Below are 17780 nucleotides of genomic sequence, written 5' to 3'. Positions count from 1 at the left end.
ACCTTGAAGAAGAAGAGTGTTGCAGGGGGATTTTAAAAAAAATGATACTTATTAGGCGGTTAAATAAGAGGTTTAAATTAGTATATGTTTTTGAATATATTTGATATTTAAAAAATTTGTTTTTGTGATGATATTCGTTTCAATTTAGATTTTTTACATTAAAAATCCTTTAGATATGGCAGTGAACTACCATATCTAAAGGGTTGGATGTACTATTTGTGTGCTTCATCAATGTACAAACTAAAATAATTAAATCTAAACTTAATTATTTGATACAAACATAATTATATAAACACACATATACGAATACATTTCATCGAAAAATTATTCCACCGTTACCGATTTGGCCAAATTACGTGGCTGATCGACATCCGTACCACGCAGTACAGCGACATGGTAGGAGAGCAGCTGTACCGGAATACTGTAAACAATCGGGGCTAAAATTTCATTTACGCTCGGCACATAGACCACATGTTGACGCTCTTTGGCTTTAATGCCGCTATTTTCATCCGCAAAGACAAACAGTTCACCGCCGCGTGCCTGAACTTCTTCCATATTGGATTTGAGCTTGTCTAACATGTCATCTTTTGGCGCCAAAATCACCACTGGCATGTCATTGTCGACAAGAGCCAATGGACCGTGTTTAAGTTCACCCGCCGCATAGCCTTCGGCATGAATATAAGAAATTTCTTTCAGCTTCAATGCACCTTCAAGTGCAATCGGGAACTCTGTACCACGACCCAAGAACAGGCAGTGATTTTTTTCTACAAACAGTTCTGATAAACGCAAAATTTCAGCATTATTTTGTAGTGTATCTAGAATGACTTTTGGTGTGTGCCAAAGTTCAGCCACAATTTCAGAAATTCGAGTATCTGTAATGCTGTGTTTGATTTGACCAATTTTGAGTACCAACAACATCAGTGCTGCAAGTTGTGTGGTAAATGCTTTGGTCGATGCCACACCAATTTCAGGGCCTGCAAGGGTTAATAGGCTGTGATTGGTTTCGCGCACCATTGATGATGTTGCAACGTTACAAATCGTCATCGTGGTGATATTTAAACTTTTTGCCGCTGCACGTTTTTGTGTGTCACGTAGCGCAGCTAAAGTATCGGCGGTTTCACCAGATTGAGAAATACAGACATACAATGTGTTGTTGACAATCACCGGTGAGCGATAACGGAATTCGCTGGCAATTTCCACTTGGCAAGGTACATTGACCAATTGTTCAAACCAGTATTTTGCAATCATCCCAGCATGGTAACTGGTGCCGCAGGCAATAATCTGGACTTGTTGAATTTGCTCAAAATCAGCAACGGCATGTGCAAGGAAATCTTCACGCAGTGTATTGCCATTTAAGGCTTGAGAAATGGTTTGCTTAATCGCTTCAGGTTGCTCATAAATTTCTTTGAGCATGTAGTGCTTGTATTCACCTTTTGAAGCATTGCTGACGGTTGCATCCAGCTCTTTAACTGGACGATTGACCAATTGACCATCGACAAAAATTTCAATGGTGTTACGGGTTAAGCGCGCAATATCACCTTCTTCAAGGTAAATAAAACGGTTGGTAATCGGCAGCAGTGCCAATTGGTCAGAGCTAATGAAGTTCTCGCCAATCCCGACACCAATCACCAAAGGTGAACCTTCACGTACCGTGATCAATTCATCTGGATGATTGGTATGGATGATGCCTAGAGCATAAGCACCTTTTAATTGCGGCACCACTTGTTTCACTGCTTCTAACAAACTTGGCGTAGTTTTTAAGGCATCATTAACTAAATGTGCAACCACTTCAGTATCGGTTTGTGAAGTAAACACATAACCCAGTGCTTCTAGATCATCTTTCAGCTCTTGGTAATTTTCAATAATCCCGTTGTGAACAACTGCCACATTGCCTGAAATATGCGGATGTGCATTATTTTCAGTCGGTTTGCCGTGGGTTGCCCAGCGCGTATGCGCAATACCGAGCGAACCTGAAATATCGGCTTCTGCAACAGCTTGAGCAAGGTTTGCGACCTTACCGACACGGCGTTCACGCAAGACTTGCCCTTGATTGATCAGGGCTAAACCTGCTGAGTCATAGCCACGATATTCAAGGCGCGTTAAGCCTTCAATTAAAATATTGGTAATACTACGTTCTGCAACGCCACCGACGATACCACACATAATTTTATCCTCTTATTTCTTCAACTTCTGGGGACGTTGATAATTTTCTTTGTCAAATTGTTTTGAGCGTTCTACAGCAAGACTATTTTCAGCCACATCACGGGTGATGGTCGAACCTGCACCGACGGTTGCGCCATTACCAATGTGAACAGGGGCAACTAATGAACTGTTTGAACCGATAAAGGCATGATCGCCAATGATGGTTTTAAATTTGTTGGCACCGTCATAGTTGCAAGTAATGGTTCCTGCACCAATGTTTGAGCCTGCACCGACTTCTGCATCACCGAGGTAGGTGAAATGATTGGCTTTGGAACCAAGGCCGATACTGGAGTTTTTCACTTCGACGAAGTTGCCAATATGTACTTCATTGGCAAGTTTGGCACCCGGACGTAAACGTGAGAATGGGCCAATTTGAGCATCTTCACCGACGATTGCGCTGTCAAATACACTATAGGGTTGAACTTTAGTGCCTGCGGCAATTTTGGTATTTTTAATGATACAGCCCGCGCCAATTTCAACGTTGTCACCGAGCTCGCAGTCACCTTCAATAATTACGTTAATATCAATACGAACATCTTGACCAACCGTTAAGGTGCCACGTAAGTCAAAACGCGCAGGATCAATCAGATGGACCCCTTGCTGCATTAAGCTTTTGGCTTGGAAATGTTGAAATTCACGTTCCAAAGCAGCCAATTGTACGCGGTCATTTACGCCTTCGACTTCAAAAGCACGTTCAGGTTCAACCGATGCAACTTCCAGTCCATCGGCAATTGCCATCGCTACGATGTCGGTTAGATAATATTCACCTTGCGCATTGTTATTGCTCAAATTCGGGAGCCATTCGTGCAATTTGGCATTGCTGACGGCATAAATACCGGTATTAAATTCTTTGATTTTACGTTGTTCTTCAGAAGCATCTTTATGTTCAACAATGGCTTGAATTTTGCCATTTTCACGAACAATACGACCATAACCTGTTGCATCATCGACTGTGAGTGTAACGAGGCCTAGACCTGTTTCACGTGAAGCATTTAATAGTTTTTCGAGGGTTTCTGGACTGATACAAGGAACATCACCTGAAAGAATCAACGACATGCCAGTGGGTGCCAATACCGGTAGGGTCACTTTTACCGCGTGACCTGTACCCAATTGTTCGGCTTGCTCAACCCATTTAACATTTTCATGGGCAAATGCAGCTTGGACCAGTTGGCCACCATGTCCATAAATGGTAATTATTTCTTCTGCTTGAAGTTTTTTGGCAGTATTGATGACATGACCGAGTAAGGGTTGTCCTGCAAGAGGTTGTAAGACTTTCGGTAATTTAGAACGCATACGTGTTCCTTTACCTGCAGCAAGAATAATAACGCTAGTAGACATGTGAAATCCTAGGTGTGTTTATTATACAGACACAATATAAAAATAAAGACAGATACAGAGCGCGGCCCAAAGGCCTGCAATAATGTCGTCAAACATAATGCCAAAACCACCACCGACCTGACGGTCAATGACACGAATGGGCCAAGGTTTCCAGACATCAAATAGTCTGAATAATGCAAAACCAATCAATACCCAGGTCCAACTCATTTGTCCTAAATACAAAACAGGAAGAAAGGTAATGGACTGGCCAGCAAATTCATCCCACACAATCCGGCCGTCATCATGTACGCCCATCACTTTTGCCGTTTGACCACAGATATAGATGCCGACAATGGACATGAGGATCATGGCGATCATTGAGTTGAAAAAGCCGATTGCCAGCCAACCCGGTATAAATAGTAGGGCAAAAGCGGAGCCAAATGTACCCGGAGCTTTAGGTGCAAGACCTGAGCCGAATCCAACACCACAGAATGCAATGATTCTGTTTGACCAAGACATTGCTTTAAAATTCATGACTGGTTTATGCAAAGTGTTGATATCCATGAAATTGAATAGGGCAATCTACGCCATTCTTTAAAAAAGTTAATCCCAAGTTTTTGGTAATTTGACCAATTTTACTAATATTGATATCTAATTGTTGTTGCAAGAGCGCTTCATAATTCTGCGGACTGATTGTAAAACACAACTCATAGTCATCGCCACCCGCGAGTGCATACTGCCATTGGGTTTCTTGTTGTAATTTCTTTAAAGCAGCATCAACAGGCAACTGATTTAACTCAATTTCTGCGCCGACTTGTGATGCGGCTAAGATATGTCCTAAATCTTGTGCGAGACCATCCGAAACATCAATCATACTATGGGCTAAGCCTTTGAGTTGTTGACCGAGTTGACAACGTGGCGTTGGGTAATCGAGGCGTTGTTGGAGCGGATGCCCCAAATGTCGTAAGCCAAAAGCCGCATCACCAACTTGGCCGCTAACACAAATATAATCACCGACTTGAGCACCTGAACGTGGCACTGCTTTGCCGATATCCACCCAACCAAGGGCCGTGACGGAAATGGTCAGATGTGGACTTTGTGTGGTATCGCCACCAATTAAACTCACTCCAAATTGATCGCAACAATCATATAGGCCCTGACTGAAGCCTTTGAGCCAGTCATTATCAATTTGGGGTAGGCTCAATGCGAGTAAAATGCTGTGTGGTTTAGCACCCATTGCAGCAATATCAGATAAATTGACCGCAACAGATTTCCAGCCGATGGCATGGGGAGAGGTATCGAGCGGATAATGTCGGCCAGCAATCAATGTATCGGTACAGATGACCAATTGTTGCTGTGGTGGAGGGGTGAGCAAGGCTGAGTCATCACCGACACCTAAATCGACAGAATTGCCATTCTTACGATTAAAATAAGTATCAATGATCGAGAACTCAGCCATACAACCTACTACTTAAAAATTAATTAGCTTGTTGTTTTTCTGCTGCACGCAATGTAGTCGCTAAACGATCCAATACACCGTTGATGTATTTGTGGCTGTCTGCACCGCCAAAATGTTTAGCAAGCTCGATCGCTTCATCAAGCACAACGCGATATGGAATTTCAAGATGTTCTTTCAATTCATAGGCACCCAGACGAAGTGTTGCAAGTTCAACACCGTCTAGCGCTTCGACTTCGCGATCAAGTACAGGGATTAAAAGCGCATCCAATGCTTCATGATTGGCAACGACCTCGGTCAATAACTCGTGGTAATAGCCAAGATCGACCTTGTGCATGGCATTTTCCACACGCGTACGTGCTTCAATCTCATGGACAGGATTGTGGCTCATTTGCCATTCATAAATTCCTTGTACAGCAAAGCGACGTGCTTTACGTTTTGCTGCATAAGTAGCTTGAAGTGTTTGCGACATAGTGTTAAATAGCCTTTAACAAGTTAACCATTTCAATAGCAGTCAAGGCAGCTTCACTACCTTTATTGCCTGCTTTTGTACCTGAGCGTTCAATCGCTTGTTCAATACTATCCGTAGTCAATACACCATTAATTACTGGTAAGCCAGTGTCTAGACCAACAACGCCTAAACCTTTGGCACATTCGCCAGCAACAAAATCGAAGTGAGGCGTGCTACCACGAATCACTGCGCCAAGCGCGATGATGGCATCGAAACGATCTGAAGCTGCAAGTTTCTTTGCAACCACTGGAAGTTCCCAAGCACCTGGTGCATGAACAACAGTGATATTATCCTCTGATACGCCATGACGTTTCAATGTATCAACGGCACCTTCTAGCAAATGTTCAACAACAAAGCTATTAAAACGACCAACTAAAATCGCATAACGGTCTTCGTTCGCGAGATGTAACATACCTTCAATACGGCGAACTGCCATAGCAACCTCGATTATTTCTCTGATGTTTGATTAGCGGCGATATATTCCACCACTTCTAAATTAAAACCTGATAATGCATTAAAACGTAATGGTGAGCTGAGCAGTTTCATTTTCTCCACACCCAAATCACGTAAAATTTGTGCGCCGACACCAATCGTTTGATATTGTTGTGAAAGTGCTGAATTAGATTTTACATTTTTCGGTGCAGCCAGATTTTCTAGTGCTGGACCTAAGTCTTGTAAATGACGTTGACCGATCCACACCAGAACACCACGGTCGCTTGCTGCGATTTCTTTTAATGCTTTGTCCAGATTCCACGCAGCTGCGCCATCTTGCTTGTTCAATTTCAACAAGTCACGGACAGGGCTGAAACCATGTACACGAACGGTAGTCACGCCTTGTTTCGGTTCGCCTTTGACAAGGGCTAAATGAATATCTGGGTTACCCACTTCGCGGTAGCGATACAATTCAAAAGTACCGTATTCTGTATCTAGGGTTTGTTGATCAATACGCTCAACCGTTTGCTCATTGGTCATGCGGTAATGAATCAGGTCGGCAATGGTTCCGATTTTCAAGCCATGCTTTTCTGCGAAAATTTCAAGGTCTGGACGGCGCGCCATGGTGCCATCTTCTTTAATGATTTCACAAATCACTGATGCCGGTTCAAGTCCAGCAAGACGTGATAAGTCACAGCCTGCTTCGGTATGACCTGCACGGTGCAATACGCCGCCCGGCTGTGCCATCAATGGGAAGATATGGCCTGGTTGTACGATGTCAGCAGGTTTGGCATGTGCCGCCACCGCAGTTTGAATCGTGTGCGCACGTTCTGCTGCAGAAATACCAGTAGTAATGCCATTAGCTGCTTCAATCGACAGTGTGAAGTTGGTACCGTGCTGTGCGCCATTGGCATCGACCATTAAAGGTAGATTAAGCTGCTGGCAACGCTCTTTACTTAAAGTCAGGCAAACAAGACCACGCGCGTGCGTAATCATGAAGTTGATATCTTCTGGACGTACGTGAGTCGCAGCGATTACGAGGTCGCCTTCATTTTCACGATCTTCATCATCCATCAGGATGACCATTTTACCTGCACGAATATCAGCGACCAGTTCTTCAACAGTATTGAGCGGCATCAATCTTCACCTTTTTGTTTGTCTCGAATGACATTTACTTGCATTGATTGTCGCATAGTCTAACGTTTTTTTACGTTGTTTGCCTATGCTTATCATTTTGCATTACTGGCTCATTGTTATACACAGTCGCTATAGGCTTGAAAAGAGGGCTTTGTTTGAATTGCACTATTTATGCCCAATCTTTAAGCAATTGAAAAAGTATAAAAATCGCTAAGCTGAAGCCGATATAGAATAGAAATTGAACTTGCGAGCCATAATTTGTCGGAAAACAGTAATGCTCTCAGGGGATCTATATGATTGGTATCTGGAAAGTGTTGTATTGAGAAGAAGATCTTGCATTCCATATACAATTTAAACTCAATCAACGCAGGGCATCAAAAAAGCGAACCGAAGTTCGCTTTTTTTGAATCATCTTGATTTGATTGAATCAAGACTTAGAAGAAGCCCATTGGTTTAGTATCATAGCTGACCAACAGGTTTTTGGTTTGTTGATAATGATCAAGCATCATTTTGTGGTTTTCACGGCCGATCCCTGATTTTTTATAACCACCGAATGCTGCATGTGCAGGGTAGATATGGTAGCAGTTAGTCCATACACGACCGGCTTGGATCGCACGACCCGCACGGTATGAAGTATGTGCTGAACGTGACCAAACGCCTGCGCCTAAACCATAAATCGTATCGTTGGCAATTCTGATGGCATCATCAAAGTCTTTAAAGGTCGCGACCGATAATACCGGACCAAAGATTTCTTCTTGGAAAATCTTCATGTCATTGGTGCCTTTGAAAATGGTCGGTTCAATATAGAAACCTGAACCCACTTCATTACGTGAATCACCACCGGTGATCAGTTGAGCACCTTCATTTTTACCTGTTGCGATACAGCCCAAGATTTTGTCTTGCTGCTCTTGTGAGGCTTGCGCACCAATCATGGTGTCGGTATCCAGCGGGTGACCGGTCTTAATACGTTTAACGCGTTCTACTGCCATTTCCAAGAATTTATCGGCAATGCTTTCTTGCACTAAGGCACGTGAAGGACACGTACAGATTTCGCCTTGGTTCAGTGCAAACATGGCAAAACCTTCCAGCGCTTTATCTAAGTAGTCATCATCACGATCCATGATGTCTTCAAAGAATAGGTTTGGTGATTTACCCCCCAACTCTAAAGTCACTGGAATGATATTTTCAGTGGCATATTGCATGATCATTTGACCGACTGCGGTTGAACCGGTAAACGCAATTTTTGCGATACGTGGGTTGGTTGCCAGCGGACGGCCGACTTCAACACCATAACCATTGACAATATTCAGTACGCCTGGCGGTAAAATGTCTTGGATTAATTCGGCTAAGATTAAAATGCTGACCGGTGTTTGCTCAGCAGGTTTAAGCACAATACAGTTACCCGCTGCCAATGCTGGCGCAAGTTTCCACGCCGCCATGAGAATCGGGAAGTTCCATGGAATGATTTGACCTACTACACCCAAAGGTTCGTGGAAATGGTAAGCAATGGTATTTTCATCAATTTCTGAAATCCCGCCTTCTTGAGCACGGATACCGCCGGCAAAATAACGGAAATGGTCAATACACAGTGGAATATCTGCAGCTAAGGTTTCGCGTACAGGTTTACCGTTATCCCAAGTTTCAGCCACCGCCAATAATTCAAGATTTTCTTCTAAACGATCAGCAATTTTCAGCAAAATGTTAGAACGTGTCGTTGGAGACGCTGAACCCCACTGTGCTTTGGCTTTATGCGCGGCATCCAGTGCAAGCTCAATATCTTCAGCAGAAGAACGTGGAACTTTAGTAAAAACTTTACCGTCTACAGGGGAGATATTGTCAAAGTATTCACCTTTTACAGGTGCAACCCATTGGCCACCAATGAAGTTTTCATACTGAGCTTTAAATTGAACTTTTGAACCGGGTTGATTAGGATCGACATAGCGCATATAGAATCTTCCTTTGCTTGTTTATTATGATCGTGTCTTGCTGCCAGTAGCTTTTTTCTGGCGATCTACAGCTTTGGTATAAGGTACTTTTGTACATTATTTAACTAGCATATCTTGTCTAAGGTTGGAAAAAGGTTGGAAACAAAAAGGGTTACAATTTTTTTTTTAGACTTTAAAAACAAAAGCTGTAAAAATGGTTTTTTAAGTCATGAATTGTTGTGAGAATAATGAATGATGACCCAACAAGATTTGTTGAAAAAACGACAGAATATTGAACAGCTTAGGCATGGCATGAGCCTGTCTAATACGCAAAAAATGCAATTAAATGAAAGTATTGAAAGTTCTTGGCAGCGTTCGGTTCAAGCAGCCATTCCCGAAAACCGAAGTGCTGCACCACTCGTTTCACTGGCGCAGCAAAAATCGGCCTTGCATCAGGCTTTGCAGCATTGTGCAGCAGATTTAAAGCACATTGCTGAACAATCGTCGATGGTCATCGCTGTGGGTGATATTGGCAGCACGATTATTTGGAGTGCATCCAGTCAGCACATGCAAAGTGCGGCAGAAAGTGTGCACTTTATTGCAGGTGGACAATGGCGTGAAGAATTGGTTGGCACCAATGCTTTGGCGCTGTCTTTGAAAACGCAACAATCGAGTTGTGTGTTTTCCAATGAACACTATATGCCGTCGGTACATGATTGGGTCTGTTATGCCGCGCCGATTATTGATCCACATACTCAGCAAATACTCGGCGTCATTGATTTATCCACGGTGTGGAAAAATCACAATAGCCTAGGCTTGCTTGCCGCAGAACGCTGTGCCTCGATTATTCAATCAGCGTTGTTGGAGTTCCAAAAACAGCATTTATATATTCGTGCTTTTTCAGTGCCACAAGTGCTATTTAATGGCAAAATTATCGTACTGACGCCACGTCAAATTGAAATTTTAACCATTTTGTCGCTGTGCCCACAGGGCATGACTTTAGATACCTTACATCAAGCTTTATATGGTGAGCGTAAAGTTAGTATGGGGACTTTAAAGGCAGAAATGTCGCAGCTCAGAGATGTGCTGGGCGGTATGCTCGGTTCACGACCTTATCGTTTGCTGGTACAAGTGGAAGCCGATTATTTACAGGCTGAGCAAGCGTTGGATGCAGGTTATCTCGATTCGGCATTAAAACTGTGTTCGGGTATTTTCTTGGCCAAAACCGAAAGCCCATTTTTATGTGCATGGCGTGATTGCTTAGAGTCGAGGTTGAGTCAGGCGATTTTCAATGCCAAAGAAACTGATGTTTTACTTAAACATTTGGCCCGCTTCCCCGAGGCGATTGATGCTGTTGAGCGTTTAATTGAATTGATGCCGAATAACCATCCGATTCATCAAAACTTATTAAAATTCAAATAGCATCAATCACATCCTTCACCTTGGTGGGTGTTTATAGGCCTTTACTGTTTAGCCATTGAAACAGCTGTTGGTAGACTTGATCACGTGCTGGTTTTTCTGACAGCACCAGATCATGTAAGCCATTTTTGATGCTCTGAATTGTGACATCGCCTTGAATTTTCTTGGCATATTTCTGAATATCTTTCACGCCTAAAATCACATCGCTGCGCTGTGCGGCTTTGCCCCATTTTTTCGGATTTTGAGTTTGATGTGAGTGCATCACTAAAACGGGCACATCGATTTTAACTCCGCGATGAATCTCTTTTTGCGCTTCATAGATTGTGCGGATAAAACTGATATAAACCATTGGATAGCGTGTTTTTTTCCAGTCCAGATTAAAGTTCCATTCACCTTTTAAATCTTGATGCAGGCTGGTGGTGTACCACTTATTCAGTTCACTTGGAAATTTGAGATTGGGAAATTTTTTGGCTAATTTACTGATCTGCGGAATGCCCAAGGCGCGTTTAACTGGATTCATATTAAAGTCATAAAATGGACTATTGACCCAAAGCGCTTTAATCAGCGGATGATTGGCGTGATGTGCTGCATATAGGGTGGTGGTGAGACCGCCAGTTGAGTGGCCGCACAGCAGTAGGGCATCATGACCTTCGGCCGCAATGATCTTCAGAGCTTGGTCAATTTCAGCATCGTATTCAGAAAGGTCGCGGACGTTGTAATACTTTTGATGTGGCAAAATCGAGCGGCCATATTTGCGCAAATCTAGCGCATAAAAATCAAAACCATGCTGGTTGAATTGCTCGGCCATTTCGGTCTGGAAAAAATAATCAATAAACCCATGAATATAGAGCACGGCTTTGCTGGTCGGTTGGCTGGCTTTCTTACGCACCAAGGTAGCAATCACTTGGCCTTCATAGTCATCTGGGAAATTTAAAGTCGCTTGTTCATAGCCCTGACCGAGAATATCGGCTTGATAATGTGGTGCATGTGCATTCATTTTTATACTCATCAAAATTTTTAAATTTGTGCTTTATCCTTGATGAGGACGTTGCTTTTGTCAAATTAAAAACGTGAGCTATGAATGCCAGAAAAGAGGGCGATGGGAAAAATAAAAAAGAGTAACCTAAGGATGAAAGTGACCCGTCCTTAGTCATCTTTCCTGAATAGAAGTAAAATGAAGATTCAGTGTGGCCTGTAAATGATTACAGGCCCTTAGGTTACTTAAGCATGAAGCAAGAGAGAGTGACTTACACGGCCGCTTTGAAATTCACCACTTCAGCATTGGATTTGAGTGCTGCTTTAAAGATCTCCACTACTTGAGCATGCGTCGCTTTGCGTGGATTGGTTAGCATGCAGGCATCTTTTTGCGCATTTTCAGACATGACGCCCAAGTCTTGTTCTTTCACACCCAACTCAGAAAGACTCGATGGAATACCAATTGACGCTGACAATTCACGAATTGCATCAATGGCTGCAAAAGCGGCTTCTGTCACGGTTAAACCGTCTGTATTCACCCCCATCAATTGTGCAATACGTGCATAGCGGTCAGGGCAGGCAATCAGGTTGAACTCGCAGACATGCGGCAGCAGTACTGCGTTGCAGACACCGTGCGGTAGGTTGTAGAAACCGCCAAGCTGGTGCGCCATTGCATGCACATAACCCAGTGATGCATTGTTAAATGCCATCCCTGCAAGATATTGCGCATAGCTCATCGCATCACGCGCTTCAAGGTTTTCACCATTCGCGACCGCTGGGCTGAGCCATTCACTGATCATGCTAATAGCTTTTTCAGCACAAGCATCGGTAATCGGGTTAGCCGCAGTAGAGACATAGGCTTCAACTGCATGTGTCAGTGCATCCATACCGGTTGCCGCTGTGAGTGCAGCTGGTTTTGCAATCATCAGTTTTGGATCATCAATGGCAATCAGTGGGGTACAGCGCCAATCGACAATCGCCATTTTAACGTGGGTTTCAGTGTTGGTGATGATACAGAAACGGGTCATTTCCGATGCCGTACCTGCTGTGGTGTTGATTGCAATCAGCGGGGTCATCGGCACAGTACTTTTATCGATGCCTTCATAGTCGCGAATGTGGCCGCCACCTGCGGTCACTAAGCCAATACCTTTGGCACAGTCATGTGACGAGCCACCACCGAGTGACACAATAAAGTCACAGCCGTTGTCGTTGTATTCGTTCACACCGTTGTGCACGTTGATGTCGGTTGGGTTCGGTTCAGCGCCTGGGAAAATGTGGCTGTCGACACCGGCATCTTTCAGATAGCCTGCGATGGTGTCTGCCACGCCAAATTTAAATAGTCCTGCGTCAGTCACGATCAGCGCTTTTTTTGCGCCTAAATTTTGTGCTTTGCTGCCAATTTCTTTGGCACAGCCCGGACCAAAAAGTGAAACACAAGGGATGTAAAAACCGTTGGTTTGATCTGCAATATTTTTAAAAGCCATGGTGCGATTCCTTCTACCATTCATTGTCATTTGTTATCGGTGATACTCACCTAAACTGAGTATTGCGATGACCACTTTAAATGTGCACCTACCAAAGACCTACCAAAAAGAGGGTGTTACATGGAAAATTTTTAATTGATTGATATTTATTCATTATTAAAATTATGAATTATTTTTTCTTAGCTAAAAGTCGTATATTTCTGCTGAAAAATACCATGCCGTTGAGTACTGAATCCAACCGTAAAATAAAAATGTGCTATCAGCTGATAAAATCCTGCTAAAACTACTATCAATTTATTAAATACCCCAAAGGGGCAGAATCAGGATAGGCTGTAGCAGATAAAGAAATGGATGCCAATGCTATTTTTTGTGAATGTACAAATAGCGAAAGATTAATTAAATGAGTTAAAGAATGCCCAGTCAAAATTTGAAAGCCAAACGCCCCCTATATATTCCCTATGCTGGAAATACCCTGTTAGAACTTCCGTTATTAAATAAAGGTTCTGCATTTAATGAAGAAGAACGTAAGAGCTTTAATTTACATGGTTTAATTCCACATGTGACCGAGACGATTGAAGAGCAAAGCCAGCGTTCCTATCAACAATACTGCGCTTTTAATAGCGACATTAACAAACATATTTATCTGCGTAATATTCAAGATACCAACGAAACCTTATTCCATCATCTTATTCAACATCATCTCAGTGAGATGATGCCTATTATTTATACTCCAACGGTGGGGGAGGCGTGCCAGCGTTTCTCTGATATTTACCGTCGTCATCGCGGGATTTTCATTTCCTATCCAGATCGTGATCATATCGATCAGATTGTCCATAACGTCAGTAAAAAGAATGTCAAAGTCATCGTGATTACGGATGGCGAGCGCATTCTCGGTCTAGGCGACCAAGGGATTGGTGGGATGGGGATTCCAATCGGAAAATTATCGCTCTATACCGCATGTGGCGGGATTAGTCCGGCCTATACCTTGCCGATTACTCTGGATGTCGGGACCAATAATCAACAACTACTGAATGACCCGATTTATATGGGATGGCGTCAACCGCGGATCAGTGGCGATGAATATTACGATTTTGTTGAAAATGTGATTAAAGCCATTCAACGCCGCTGGCCGAAAGCTTTGATTCAGTTTGAGGATTTTGCACAAAAGAATGCCATGCCTTTACTGGAAAAATATCGTGATCAAATTTGCTGTTTTAATGATGATATTCAAGGCACTGCTGCGGTTGCGGTGGGCAGTTTAATTGCGGCTTCACATGCTGCGGGTAAACAATTGAAAGACCAAGTCGTGACTTTCTTGGGTGCAGGTTCTGCGGGGTGTGGGATTGCAGAACAAATCATTAAGCAAATGGTGGCTGAAGGACTGACCGATGCCGAAGCGCGTGCTCGCGTATTTATGGTCGATCGCTTTGGTTTAATCACTGAAAATCAGCCGAATCTACTCAATTTCCAACGTAAATTGGCGCAGTCACTTGAAAATGTTGCGCATTGGGCAAATGCTGAGTCGGTAATTTCTCTGTTGGATGTAGTGAAACAGGCACGTCCAAGTGTGTTGATTGGTGTATCTGGGCAGCCGGGTTTATTCAGTCAAGAAGTGATTGAAGCGATGGTGGAAAATAGTGAGCAACCCATTATCTTCCCACTTTCAAATCCAACTTCACAAGTCGAAGCGCTACCCGCAGATATTTTACAATGGACACAAGGCAAAGCCTTAATTGCCACAGGTAGCCCGTTTGCACCAGTGAACTATCAAGGGCAAATTTTTAATATCTCGCAGTGTAATAACTCCTATATTTTCCCCGGTATTGGCTTAGGCGTTATTGCCTGTGGTGCAACTCGTGTGACAGACAATATGTTGATGGCGTCGAGTAATGCATTGGCAGCTTGTTCACCGAAGTTGGATAACCCATTGGCGGATTTATTGCCTGATTTAGATCAGTTACAAGTGATTTCTAAGCAAATTGCGTTGCAAGTTGCTTTGGCTGCCATCGCGGATGGTGTGGCTTTACAGATGAGTACTGAAGATTTAGAGCAGACGATTGAGCGTAATTTCTGGAGTCCTGAATATCGTGATTATCAGCGCGTTACTTACTGATCGTAATAGATGTACTGATTGAGATTGGTATTGAATAGACAGGAAGTCCTTATCGCAAGATAGGGGCTTTTTTTTATTGTTGATGTATTGGGTGATCAGACTGCTTTGTTTTATTCGGTTGAGATTAATGCCATCCATCACAAAGGAGAAATGGCATTAATTTAAAATATCTTAAAGCAGTTCTTTACGTAATTGCTCAGGTGTTTTGATGGAAAGTAGTGCTGGTGCAACATCAAATGCGGTTTTTGCACCGTATTGCTGCATTTGATTTAAACGGTAGCAAGCACGTGCATAAGCGACCAGTACGCTCGCAGTAAATTCAGGGTTGCTATCCAACTTTAATGAAAATTCAATCACTTGAGATTGTTCATCGCTGGTATTGCCGCTACGGATCACAAAACCACCATGCGGCATACGTTGATGATCACGCTTTAAGGTGTCTTCATCGATAAAGTGAACCGTCGTATTATAGTCAGCAAAATAATCTGGCATTGTCACAATGGTCTGTTCAACTGTTGCAGCATCTGCACCTTGTTCTAAGACCACATAGCATTCACGATGATGCTTATCTTTGGTCGAAAGTTCAGGGCGTGCACCGCTACGGACTTGTTCAATCGCATCGGTGGATGGAATAGTGTATTGAACACCAGCTTTGACACCCTCAACACGGCGAATCGCATCTGAGTGACCTTGGCTTAAACCTTTACCCCAGAACGTATAAGTTTCACCATCTGGTAATAATGCTTCACCAAATAGGCGGTTAATTGAGAACATGCCTGGATCCCAGCCAATGGAAATCATGGCGGTTTTTTTGTTTGCAGTCGCGGGTGTATTTACAGCAGCATAATATTCAGGAATACGAGCATGGGTATCAAAACTATCTACTGTATTGAATTTAGTTGCAAAAATAGGCCCTTGCTGCGGCAAGTCATCTTTTGAACCACCACACAGAATTAGCACATCGATTTTATCGCTAAAATCATTGAGTAGTGCATCCATGCTGTAGACCGGTGTCTCTGCAAAGCAAGGCGAAACACTCTCAGGTGCACGACGGGTAAAAATGCCGACCAGTTGCATGTCTGGATTTTTTTGAATTGCGGTTTCAACGCCACGACCAAGGTTGCCGTAACCTGCAATACCGATACGAATAGAATTTTGCATAAAGACAAGATCACTGAAGAATAAAGAGTATGAAAGATAAGTAAGATCACGATTACCGTAAATTATGCTGTCGGTAGGTCAGTTGCATCTGACTTATGCTTTGTTTTCAAAAATATTATAGAACGATCAGTTGAATTTTATCACCCTCAAAAAGAAATACCGATTGATTTCTAATTGAATTTTTTATTAGCTAAATCGTTTCTTGGGCTGTCGAATCAATTGTTGATATGGAGGGAGGGGAAAGTTACTTGGCCTTATATCTTGTTTGATGACGATAAAAATAAGCATCCAAGTTGCTTATTTTTATCGTACTCATGAGGCTGATTTCAGCACATTAGAATTGACGTGCTACACCCAAAAATACAGATGTTTGTGAATCAGCATCCATCAGTGGACCATCGGCTACCTTATTTGGAAGTACGTGATGGGTCACGACGGCATTGGCTTTCCAGCGTGGATTGACTTGATAACTGGTACTTAGAGAAACATGCGGAATGACCTGGCTATCTGGGTGGTATCTTTGAATGCCACGCGCTTCCTCGGCATCTAAAGTACCGTAATAATAATTTGCACGATCATCAGATAACCACGTTGCACCAATATTTGGAATGATGGTCCATTGATCATTCAACTGCCAAAAATATTGATAGTTGATTTTTGCCGCTGCTGCCTCACTTGCACCACCAATATCGCCTAAAGCTTGTAATGAAACACTGCCGTATTGACCTTTCCAGATCAGTTCCAGACCTGCATCAGCACTCATATCACGATCTTCAATTTGCTCGCGGGTTAAATTACGTGAAGCAAGTTTGGATCTGCTGAGTTCATCGACATCCAATTTTTGAATATTGCTGCTTAAGATTGCACTGACATTGAAATTCGAGTCTTTGTAGAGGTGAACACCACCATAGGCACTGCGTAAAAATAAACGCTCACCTTCATAAGCGAAAGTGGGAAAAGGCATCACATATAGCTGATTACTTAACTCTTCAGTACACCAAAGACCTTAAAGAATGAAATTTTACAGGTATTTTTACGTGCTGATATTTTTAGAATTTAGCTATAGGTATCTTCTCCTAAATATTTACCGGTCTGGGCAACCATACCTAAACCAATATTTAAGCCACGCGGTTGATCTGCATTTTCAGCAGAAAATACTTGAAGGGAAACGGAGAGTAATGCCAATCCTAAGAATTTTTTTAACATAAAGTAAAATTAAGTCGCCTAAAAAACAGCTAATGCTATACGATGAGTGTAATAAAGTGTACTGATCAGTACACTTTTGTTGGATAATTTTTATTTATTAAAATGATAGATTTGCCTCAAACTAAAATATTTGGGTCCATGGAAATGACTTATTGATTGAGTATCAATGACTCTAGAACTTGTTAAGATTATACTAAGTTTTATTTAACTATTTGAATTTAAAACGATTGTGATATTTTTAAAGTCTAAATGTGTTGTTCGAATTTGGTGAGCCAATCAACGCTAATAGATATGGCTCTAGACTAGCAGATTTATACTTAATTTTATCTAATGATGTTCCACAACTCAGTTGCTAACTCATTAGATTCTCTCATCCAACGCCATTCAGACTCCTTCAGATGGTAGTCAAAATAGTCTTTTGAGATACCATTGAACTTGGATA

General features: G+C 42.5%; 14 protein-coding genes and 2 pseudogenes. 2 read left to right on the top strand and 14 right to left on the bottom strand.

Annotated features, from left to right (window positions below; translation table 11 throughout):
• Window positions 1-324 precede the first annotated feature (324 nt).
• From glmS to exaC, 8 genes are all read right to left on the bottom strand, one after another.
• Entirely contained in the window at window positions 325-2163 is a 1839-nt protein-coding gene (gene glmS, locus ACN6OV_RS04145; RefSeq protein ID WP_427949871.1) for a glutamine--fructose-6-phosphate transaminase (isomerizing), read from the bottom strand.
• Between the two features lie 12 nt (window positions 2164-2175).
• Window positions 2176-3540, bottom strand: a complete 1365-nt coding sequence (gene glmU / locus ACN6OV_RS04140; protein WP_427949869.1) for a bifunctional UDP-N-acetylglucosamine diphosphorylase/glucosamine-1-phosphate N-acetyltransferase GlmU — start codon at window positions 3538-3540, stop codon at window positions 2176-2178.
• Between the two features lie 21 nt (window positions 3541-3561).
• Window positions 3562-4083: a phosphatidylglycerophosphatase A family protein gene (locus ACN6OV_RS04135; RefSeq protein ID WP_427949867.1), complete on the bottom strand. Its 522-nt coding sequence runs from the start codon at window positions 4081-4083 to the stop codon at window positions 3562-3564.
• Window positions 4061-4978: a thiamine-phosphate kinase gene (thiL, locus tag ACN6OV_RS04130; RefSeq protein ID WP_427949865.1), complete on the bottom strand. Its 918-nt coding sequence runs from the start codon at window positions 4976-4978 to the stop codon at window positions 4061-4063. The genes ACN6OV_RS04135 and thiL overlap by 23 nt, the downstream gene beginning before the upstream one ends.
• Window positions 4979-4997: 19 nt before the next feature.
• Window positions 4998-5447: a transcription antitermination factor NusB gene (nusB, locus tag ACN6OV_RS04125; RefSeq protein WP_427949864.1), complete on the bottom strand. Its 450-nt coding sequence runs from the start codon at window positions 5445-5447 to the stop codon at window positions 4998-5000.
• 4 nt (window positions 5448-5451) lie between these two features.
• On the bottom strand, window positions 5452-5922 hold the full coding sequence (gene ribH, locus ACN6OV_RS04120; RefSeq protein ID WP_067765591.1) for a 6,7-dimethyl-8-ribityllumazine synthase: 471 nt from the start codon (window positions 5920-5922) through the stop codon (window positions 5452-5454).
• Window positions 5923-5933: 11 nt separating this feature from the next.
• Complete coding sequence (ribBA, locus tag ACN6OV_RS04115; protein ID WP_427949862.1) at window positions 5934-7055, bottom strand: bifunctional 3,4-dihydroxy-2-butanone-4-phosphate synthase/GTP cyclohydrolase II; 1122 nt, start codon at window positions 7053-7055, stop codon at window positions 5934-5936.
• Between the two features lie 434 nt (window positions 7056-7489).
• The gene (exaC, locus tag ACN6OV_RS04110; protein ID WP_427949861.1) at window positions 7490-9001 is read right to left on the bottom strand and encodes an acetaldehyde dehydrogenase ExaC; all 1512 of its coding nucleotides are present in this window, start codon (window positions 8999-9001) and stop codon (window positions 7490-7492) included.
• Window positions 9002-9232: 231 nt separating this feature from the next.
• Here exaC and ACN6OV_RS04105 point away from each other — a divergent pair, with 231 nt between their 5' ends.
• Window positions 9233-10402, top strand: coding sequence for a transcriptional regulator (locus ACN6OV_RS04105; RefSeq protein WP_427949860.1), 1170 nt, complete (start codon window positions 9233-9235; stop codon window positions 10400-10402).
• A gap of 31 nt (window positions 10403-10433) precedes the next feature.
• Here the strand turns inward: ACN6OV_RS04105 and ACN6OV_RS04100 are convergent, their stop codons facing one another.
• Both ACN6OV_RS04100 and mdh read right to left on the bottom strand, forming a co-directional pair.
• Entirely contained in the window at window positions 10434-11396 is a 963-nt protein-coding gene (locus ACN6OV_RS04100) for an alpha/beta hydrolase (protein WP_427949858.1), read from the bottom strand.
• A gap of 250 nt (window positions 11397-11646) precedes the next feature.
• Entirely contained in the window at window positions 11647-12858 is a 1212-nt protein-coding gene (mdh, locus tag ACN6OV_RS04095) for an iron-dependent methanol dehydrogenase (RefSeq protein ID WP_427949856.1), read from the bottom strand.
• Window positions 12859-13270: 412 nt separating this feature from the next.
• Between mdh and ACN6OV_RS04090 the strand changes: the two genes are divergently transcribed.
• Complete coding sequence (locus ACN6OV_RS04090) at window positions 13271-14971, top strand: NAD-dependent malic enzyme (RefSeq protein WP_427949854.1); 1701 nt, start codon at window positions 13271-13273, stop codon at window positions 14969-14971.
• 171 nt (window positions 14972-15142) lie between these two features.
• Here the strand turns inward: ACN6OV_RS04090 and ACN6OV_RS04085 are convergent, their stop codons facing one another.
• The 4 genes and pseudogenes from ACN6OV_RS04085 to ACN6OV_RS04070 form a co-directional block, all read right to left on the bottom strand.
• Window positions 15143-16132 carry a diaminopimelate dehydrogenase gene (locus ACN6OV_RS04085; protein WP_427949853.1) on the bottom strand — a complete coding sequence of 330 codons (990 nt, stop codon included), beginning with the start codon at window positions 16130-16132 and terminating at the stop codon, window positions 15143-15145.
• A gap of 334 nt (window positions 16133-16466) precedes the next feature.
• Window positions 16467-17102 (bottom strand): annotated as a pseudogene (locus tag ACN6OV_RS04080) (MipA/OmpV family protein); the annotation flags it as partial.
• Between the two features lie 86 nt (window positions 17103-17188).
• On the bottom strand, window positions 17189-17338 hold the full coding sequence (locus ACN6OV_RS04075; protein ID WP_427949851.1) for a hypothetical protein: 150 nt from the start codon (window positions 17336-17338) through the stop codon (window positions 17189-17191).
• Between the two features lie 323 nt (window positions 17339-17661).
• Window positions 17662-17780, bottom strand: a pseudogene (locus tag ACN6OV_RS04070) (IS1595 family transposase); the annotation flags it as partial.

It is taken from the genome of Acinetobacter sp. (assembly GCF_050285345.1).
Classification (GTDB): Bacteria; Pseudomonadota; Gammaproteobacteria; order Pseudomonadales; family Moraxellaceae; genus Acinetobacter.
This window is presented reverse-complemented; position numbering and strand designations above follow the sequence as displayed.

Coding starts and splice junctions, on each gene's coding strand:
- mdh (WP_427949856.1), bottom strand. CDS start 12,858: ATGGCTTTTAAAAATATTGCAGATCAAACCAACGGTTTTTACATCCCT.
- thiL (WP_427949865.1), bottom strand. CDS start 4,978: ATGGCTGAGTTCTCGATCATTGATACTTATTTTAATCGTAAGAATGGC.
- ribBA (WP_427949862.1), bottom strand. CDS start 7,055: ATGCCGCTCAATACTGTTGAAGAACTGGTCGCTGATATTCGTGCAGGT.
- nusB (WP_427949864.1), bottom strand. CDS start 5,447: ATGTCGCAAACACTTCAAGCTACTTATGCAGCAAAACGTAAAGCACGT.
- ACN6OV_RS04090 (WP_427949854.1), top strand. CDS start 13,271: ATGCCCAGTCAAAATTTGAAAGCCAAACGCCCCCTATATATTCCCTAT.
- glmU (WP_427949869.1), bottom strand. CDS start 3,540: ATGTCTACTAGCGTTATTATTCTTGCTGCAGGTAAAGGAACACGTATG.
- glmS (WP_427949871.1), bottom strand. CDS start 2,163: ATGTGTGGTATCGTCGGTGGCGTTGCAGAACGTAGTATTACCAATATT.
- ACN6OV_RS04100 (WP_427949858.1), bottom strand. CDS start 11,396: ATGAATGCACATGCACCACATTATCAAGCCGATATTCTCGGTCAGGGC.
- ACN6OV_RS04135 (WP_427949867.1), bottom strand. CDS start 4,083: ATGGATATCAACACTTTGCATAAACCAGTCATGAATTTTAAAGCAATG.
- ACN6OV_RS04105 (WP_427949860.1), top strand. CDS start 9,233: ATGATGACCCAACAAGATTTGTTGAAAAAACGACAGAATATTGAACAG.
- ACN6OV_RS04075 (WP_427949851.1), bottom strand. CDS start 17,338: ATGTTAAAAAAATTCTTAGGATTGGCATTACTCTCCGTTTCCCTTCAA.
- ACN6OV_RS04085 (WP_427949853.1), bottom strand. CDS start 16,132: ATGCAAAATTCTATTCGTATCGGTATTGCAGGTTACGGCAACCTTGGT.
- ribH (WP_067765591.1), bottom strand. CDS start 5,922: ATGGCAGTTCGCCGTATTGAAGGTATGTTACATCTCGCGAACGAAGAC.
- exaC (WP_427949861.1), bottom strand. CDS start 9,001: ATGCGCTATGTCGATCCTAATCAACCCGGTTCAAAAGTTCAATTTAAA.